Raw genomic sequence first — 6,566 nt, forward strand, 5'->3', positions numbered from 1 at the left:
AATTTTTAAGAAAATTTCTTTTTTTGTTGATTTTTCTTTATTTTTCATATAAATTTCTATATTTTATTATTTTATTCTATATTAGATTTAAATTAATTTATTTTAAATTTTAATGCTTTTGATTGAATTTTGCAATTTCATTTTTATATGATGAAACAAAATTAGTTTTAATCGATATGTCAACTATATATACAAATCAATTAAATTGAAAAAACGATTAATTAAATTATATGTTATTCATATAATTTTAATATAATTAGTTATAAATTTAATTAAATAAAAGGTACATATTTAAAATTTGATATTTCTATAGTTTTCATATATAGTGAAAATATCAAATAAATTATTTTAAATTAAAAAATAAGCAATTACAAACCTTTATATGCTATTAAATCAAAAATATTATTAGAGAATTACAATTAAAATATAAAAATTATGTTTATTTTAAATTTAAAGCATTTATCAATATTTGCTTTGAATTTATATGATCTTTGTATTTCTCTTGTACATTATTTATGGATGGGGTAGTGATATTTTTCTGTGATTATCTAATACGTATGGGTAGTCATTGTGAAAAATGTATATGTTCTAAAATTTTATGATGTGTCATTAAAATTTAGAACTAAACATTTATATACTACGAAGTTCAATGTATTAATAGGAATTAGAAAAAATTGATTTAGGGGGTGGATCAATTTAAGCAGCAATTTTAAAATTAAAAATACCATACATCACCACTTTAAATTATAGCTGCTTAATAATTTCTAATTCCTGAATGATATTTGGATCATCACTCATTGATTGATATTCCAATGTCATAAAATTTTATGTAAAGGAGGGTGTATATGAAAGACGATTCTATTAAAATTGAAATCGAAAATGAAGAAAAAATTGAAAACACTGAAGTAAAGGGGGAAAATGATATGGAAAGCGAAAACAAAACCGTTGTAAATGATTTTGGAAATGAAAAACTTGAAAACCTTAGGTTTGAAAATGAGGAAGCTGACATATTCTTTATTTTAGACCGCTCTGGAAGCATGTACGGATCTGAAACAGACACCATCAACGGATTCAATGCATTCATAGAAAAACAAATGGCTAAAAACCACAACATTAAAGTCACCACTGTTCTTTTTGATAGTAATTATGAAGTCTTATACAGTAGAAAACCTATTGACGAAGTAAAGCCATTAACTTCTGAAGATTACTATGGTCAGAGGCTCTACTGCCTTATTGGATGCAATTGGAAAAACTGTAACTTCCTTTGATAGGAAAGTAAATAAGGGAATGTTCATTATTAACACTGATGGATTGGAAAATGCTTCCAGGGAATTCTCCAGAGGTCAAATAAAAGATATGGTTGAAAACAGTGGTTTTGAATTCATTTTCATTGGAGCTGACATTGACTCATATGCTGAAGCTTCAAAAATTGGAATCAATAGAAGTCATGTTGCCAATTACAGCAAAACTTCCCAAGGGATTGGGGACCTGTATGATTCAGTAGATCAACTAGCTACAATGTTCTGTAAGGAACAAAAACTTGGTCTTGTGAAAAATAATAGTTGGAAAGAAAAACTTGATTAATTCTTTTCTAAATTTATAAAGAAAATTTATTTTTTTCTTTATCCTTATAAATTTACTAAAGAAAATTAATTTTTTTCTTTATCCTTATAAATTTATTAAAGAAAATTTATTTTTTCTTATGATCAAATTAGTTATATGAAGAATTTTTCTTTTGTATGATTTTCAAATTTAATTAATTTTTTTTAATTTCTTTAAGAAAAAGGTGATATCTTGGCTAAAATAACTAATAGAAAAGAAGCTTTATCTATTAAGAATAAGGTTTCAGAAGTTAAGGAAGAATATCTCAAAGGCGATAAATGCTTTGATGAGTTTGCAAAATTGGAAGAGCTTACATTTGAAGATGACTTTTGCTAATACATGATTGCAAAATACGCTAAATTATCCAGATTATATTTGGATGATAATGAAGAGTATGAAAAGAAATATGGTGATGAAAATCCTTCCATTCTTTGCTTTGATGATATTCTTGATTATTTGGATGGTATCGTTAGTGGAAACTTTGCAGATGAAGTCAAAAACGAATGCATAAAAGAAGGCAGCTGCGTTGAAGTAGACGGCATTAATTTTCAGCCAGTTTCTAAAATTGATGTTGAGGAAGTCGATGGCGCTACATTAGTTCTTTTATATGATAACAATGATATTGTAGCAAAGATTCCATTTTATGATATTGTCAGCTATAAAATTAAGGAAGCAGATGATGATTTATGATATTGTCAGCTATAAAATTAAGGGGATGATGATTTTCAATCATCAGATTTGATTTGAAAGATGCTGGTTTAAATCATTGTTTGCTTTTTTGTTTTTTTTTTTTCTTTTTCAATAAAATTCTTAAAAATTGGGGTGATATAATATGAACGTTGAAATTGATGGCACAAATGTGTCTTTAGAGTTATTGAATGCTCAAAAATATAGGAATATGGAGGTAATTCCTGTTAAAATAAATTCCTCTTCAAATAATGACTATTTGACTCTTAAAAGAGGAATAAGTGCAGGCTTCGTTGAAATCACTGAATGTGAAGTATCAACTGTCGGAACTGTTTTAGCAAGAAACAATGCAAATATCCCATTAGTCTTAATTGATGGGGATGAAATTGTTGGTGCTAAACAAAACCGTATTATGAACCGGTCTTTAATAATTCCTCCAAAAACCACCTTGCGAGTATCAGTCAGCTGCACTGAGCAAGGAAGATGGCATTATGGAAGATCCAGAAGAAATCATTATGGCAGAGATGAATACCTAAATAGGGTAAATTTTTCAAATTCTTCAGAAGATAATTTTGAGGAATTAAGGGAATTTGAAAACAATCAACCAGACAATCATTTTGAATCTTCCGATTTTGCAGCAGATTTTTCTACAAGACTAGCCAAGTCTAATGATTTATTTGAAGAGAAGAATTGTCAATCTACAGTTTGGAATTCAATAAGCAATCTTGAAGACAGAACTTCTTTTAGATCTAGAACAAGCGCTTTGCATGATAACTTTGAAAATCACAGGTCAAGACACAATGAATATTTAAAAAACTTTAAATTGGAATTTGGTCAATGCGGTGCAATATTCATAATCAATGGTGAAATCAAAGGTTTAGAGTTATTCCACAATCCTTCAATTTATCAGGAATATCATGAAAAAATCTTTAGAAGCTATATTATGGAAGCAATAACCAAAAACTATTCTTCTTATTGTTCTGATATTAGCTTTTATGAAATTGAAGCGTTTTTAAGAGAAATCAGTTATTCTAGATTCAGAAACTCTAAAGATGAAGGAATAGGCAGACACATGAATTTTGCAAATAGGTATGGAACTGGTTCTGTATTGATGGACGGTAGAAATTTGGTTCATCTCAACTATTTCAATACTTCAAATCCAAAAGTAAATCGTCGTAGATCCAGAAGATATGGCTCTTTCAGTGACTTTGTGGATAATTTCTAAATAATTGAAAATTTCTTTTTTCTATTATTTTTTATATTTCAATTCTTTTTTTCTTTAATTTTATTTGTTTTATTCTGTTATTTTTTTTATTTTTTAATTCTATTTTTTCTTTAATTTTTTTGTTCTATTTTACTATTTTTTCAATAATTTTATATAATTTAAAAAAACATATTAATTATATATTGTTTATTATATGGAGATTTTGTTGGAATACTATAATTAGAGGGGTATTTGATGGTGAATATTGTAAAAAAATGGACTGAAACTAGCCTAATATTAAAAATAATTGTTGGTTTTATTATTGGAGTTATTTTAGGTCTTACTGTACCTCAGTTCACTGCAATATCCATTATTGGTGAAGCCTTTGTAAGCTCTTTAAAAGCCATCGCACCTCTTCTTGTTTTTGTTTTGGTTTCCTTTGCCTTATTTGATGCAAATGATGGAATTGGAAACAGATTTCAAACTGTGATTATTTTATATATGGGGTCCACATTATTGTCTTCCATAGTTGCAGTAACCGCAAGTTTTTTATTCCCACTAAGCGTTCAGCTTAAGAATATTAGCCATGCGGCTGTCCCTTCAGGATTTAATGAAATAATAGTTAATATGTTGCTTAAGATTTTCGAAAATCCATTATATGCATTAGCTCAAGGTGATTTTTTAGGAATCCTATTTTGGGCAATTATGATTGGTATTTGCTTAAGGAAAGTTGGAAGTGAAACTACAAAAAATGTCCTTGGTGACCTTGCAGATGCAATAAGCATGGTTGTAGGTGGAATAATTCAATTTGCACCAATTGGTATTATGTCTCTTGTATTTTCTGCAGTTTCTCAAAGCGGTTTGATTATTTTTGTTCAATACAGTGAATTAATATTGTTGCTTGTAGGATGTATTGCTGTTGTTGCCTTTATAGGAAATCCAATCCTCATAGCTGCTGTTTTAAGACATAACCCATATCCTCTTGTAATCACTTGCTTAAGGGAAAGTGGAATCACTGCATTTTTTACAAGAAGTTCTGCTGCAAATATTCCAGTTAACCTTATGGTTTGCAAAAAGCTTGGTCTTGATGAAGACTTTTATTCAATCAGCATTCCTTTAGGTGCTACAATAAACACTGCAGGTGCTGCTGTAACAATTACAGTTATGACTTTAGCTGTATGCCATACATTAGGAATAGTTGTGGATTTACCTACAGCACTTTTATTATGCACTATTTCCACTATAACTGCCTGTGGTACTTCTGGAGTTGCAGGAGGATCTTTATTGCTCATTCCCCTTGCATGCTCTTTATTTGGAATACCTTCAGATATTTCAATGCAAGCTGTTGCGATAGGATTTATCATTGGTGTAATTCAAGACTCTGCAGAAACTGCCTTAAACTCAAGTTCCGATGCTTTATTCACTGCAACATCAGAGTATTATGAAAGAGCAAAAGATGGTAAGCCAATGAATTTTTTAGGTGATTATGCTAAGGAAAAATGAATTTAATTGCTAATGATTTTTTAGGTGATTATGCTAAGGAAAAATGAATTTAATTGCTAATGATTTTTTAGGTGATTATGCTAAGGATAAATAAATTTAGAGGATTTCTTAAGAAAAATAAAATCAATGTTATTAATTGATTGGAGAGGTACTTTATGATTAATATTGTTAAAAAATGGACGGAATCTAGTTTAATATTAAAGATTGTCATTGGCCTAATTATTGGTGTGATTTTAGGAATCGCTTTTCCTAAAGTTACTACCATTGGACTTCCAGGGGAATTCTTTGTAACAGCTTTAAAATCTGTTGCACCACTTCTTGTATTTCTATTGGTCAGTTCTGCTTTGTCAAAAGCAAACGAAGGAGTTGGAAGCAGATTTAGAAAAATAATTCTATTATACTTTTTAGATACTTTCATAGCTGCTGTAACTGCTGTGGTAGTTAGTTTCATATTCCCTATCAGCATTACACTTACTAATGCCAGTTCAGTATCTGCACCTGGTGGATTGAACCAAATTCTTTCAAATCTTTTGTTGAATATCTTCCTAAATCCATTATACTCATTGTCAGAAGGTAATTATTTAGGAATTCTCTTTTGGGCTTTTGTATTTGGAATATGTCTTAAGGAAGTTGGAAGCGATAATACAAAAACAGTCATTTCCGACTTTGCAGATGTATTAACAATGGTTGTAAAGATATTTATTCAATTTGCACCGATTGGTATCATGTCCCTTGTATTCACTGCACTTTCTCAAAATGGTTTAAGCATTTTTGTCCAATATGGGGAATTGATCTTATTGCTTGTCGGATCAATGCTTATTGTTGAATTTGTCGTTTATCCGATTATCGTAGGGTCTATGTTAAAAAGGAATCCTTTCCCCCTTATATTTATCTGTCTTAAGGAAAGTGGTATAACTGCATTCTTTACAAGAAGTTCTGCTGCAAACATTCCAATCAATATGATGCTTTGTGAAAAGCTTGGCCTTGATGAGGATCTATATTCAATAAGCATTCCTTTAGGTGCTACAATTAATACTGGAGGAGCAGCAATCACCATTACTGTTATGACTTTAGCTGTTTGTCATACATTAGGCATTCCTGTAGATGTACCTTCAACTATTGTATTGTCTATCATATCATCTTTTGCTGCTTTTGGAGCTTCTGGTGTAGTTGGAGGTTCTCTATTGCTTATTCCGATGGCATGCTCATTATTTGGAATACCTTCAGACATTTCAATGCAGGCAATTTCAATAGGGTTCATTATTGGAGTGATTCAAGACTCATTTGAAACAGCTCTTAACTCAAGTGGTGACCCTTTATTTGCAGCAACTGTTGAATATTCAGACAGAGCAAAAAAAGGCAAGCCAGTTAATTATTTAGGAGAATTTGCAAAAGAAAAGGATGACCAATAAAGTTCAATCCTTTTTTCAATTTTCTCATACCTCTCTTAGTTTTAGTTATTTTTTTATTCTTGAGGGTGTGTCACGATTATGACCATCAGTCACTTTTTTTCTTAACTTATTTTCCTTTAAATTTATATACAATGAAGTACAATCTATTATTATAGAAA

At 29.7% G+C, this 6,566-nt stretch carries 7 protein-coding genes; all 7 read left to right on the plus strand.

Annotated features, from left to right (window positions below):
* Window positions 1–845: 845 nt before the first annotated feature.
* Complete coding sequence (locus QZV12_RS04440) at window positions 846–1,268, plus strand: hypothetical protein (protein WP_295617826.1); 423 nt, start codon at window positions 846–848, stop codon at window positions 1,266–1,268.
* Window positions 1,210–1,584: a hypothetical protein gene (locus QZV12_RS04445; RefSeq protein WP_295617829.1), complete on the plus strand. Its 375-nt coding sequence runs from the start codon at window positions 1,210–1,212 to the stop codon at window positions 1,582–1,584. The genes QZV12_RS04440 and QZV12_RS04445 overlap by 59 nt, the downstream gene beginning before the upstream one ends.
* Window positions 1,585–1,794: 210 nt before the next feature.
* The gene (locus tag QZV12_RS04450; RefSeq protein WP_295617832.1) at window positions 1,795–1,938 is read left to right on the plus strand and encodes a hypothetical protein; all 144 of its coding nucleotides are present in this window, start codon (window positions 1,795–1,797) and stop codon (window positions 1,936–1,938) included.
* 3 nt (window positions 1,939–1,941) lie between these two features.
* Entirely contained in the window at window positions 1,942–2,292 is a 351-nt protein-coding gene (locus QZV12_RS04455; RefSeq protein ID WP_295617835.1) for a hypothetical protein, read from the plus strand.
* Window positions 2,293–2,434: 142 nt separating this feature from the next.
* Window positions 2,435–3,514 (plus strand): ARPP-1 family domain-containing protein, encoded by a 1,080-nt coding sequence (locus QZV12_RS04460; protein ID WP_295617838.1) that lies wholly within the window; start codon window positions 2,435–2,437, stop codon window positions 3,512–3,514.
* Window positions 3,515–3,748: 234 nt separating this feature from the next.
* Entirely contained in the window at window positions 3,749–4,996 is a 1,248-nt protein-coding gene (gene sstT, locus QZV12_RS04465) for a serine/threonine transporter SstT (protein ID WP_295617841.1), read from the plus strand.
* A gap of 155 nt (window positions 4,997–5,151) precedes the next feature.
* Window positions 5,152–6,408, plus strand: a complete 1,257-nt coding sequence (gene sstT, locus QZV12_RS04470; protein WP_295617845.1) for a serine/threonine transporter SstT — start codon at window positions 5,152–5,154, stop codon at window positions 6,406–6,408.
* The last annotated feature ends 158 nt before the right edge of the window (window positions 6,409–6,566 follow it).

The sequence above is a fragment of the uncultured Methanobrevibacter sp. genome (assembly GCF_902769175.1).
In the GTDB taxonomy this organism is placed as follows: domain Archaea; phylum Methanobacteriota; class Methanobacteria; order Methanobacteriales; family Methanobacteriaceae; genus Methanobrevibacter.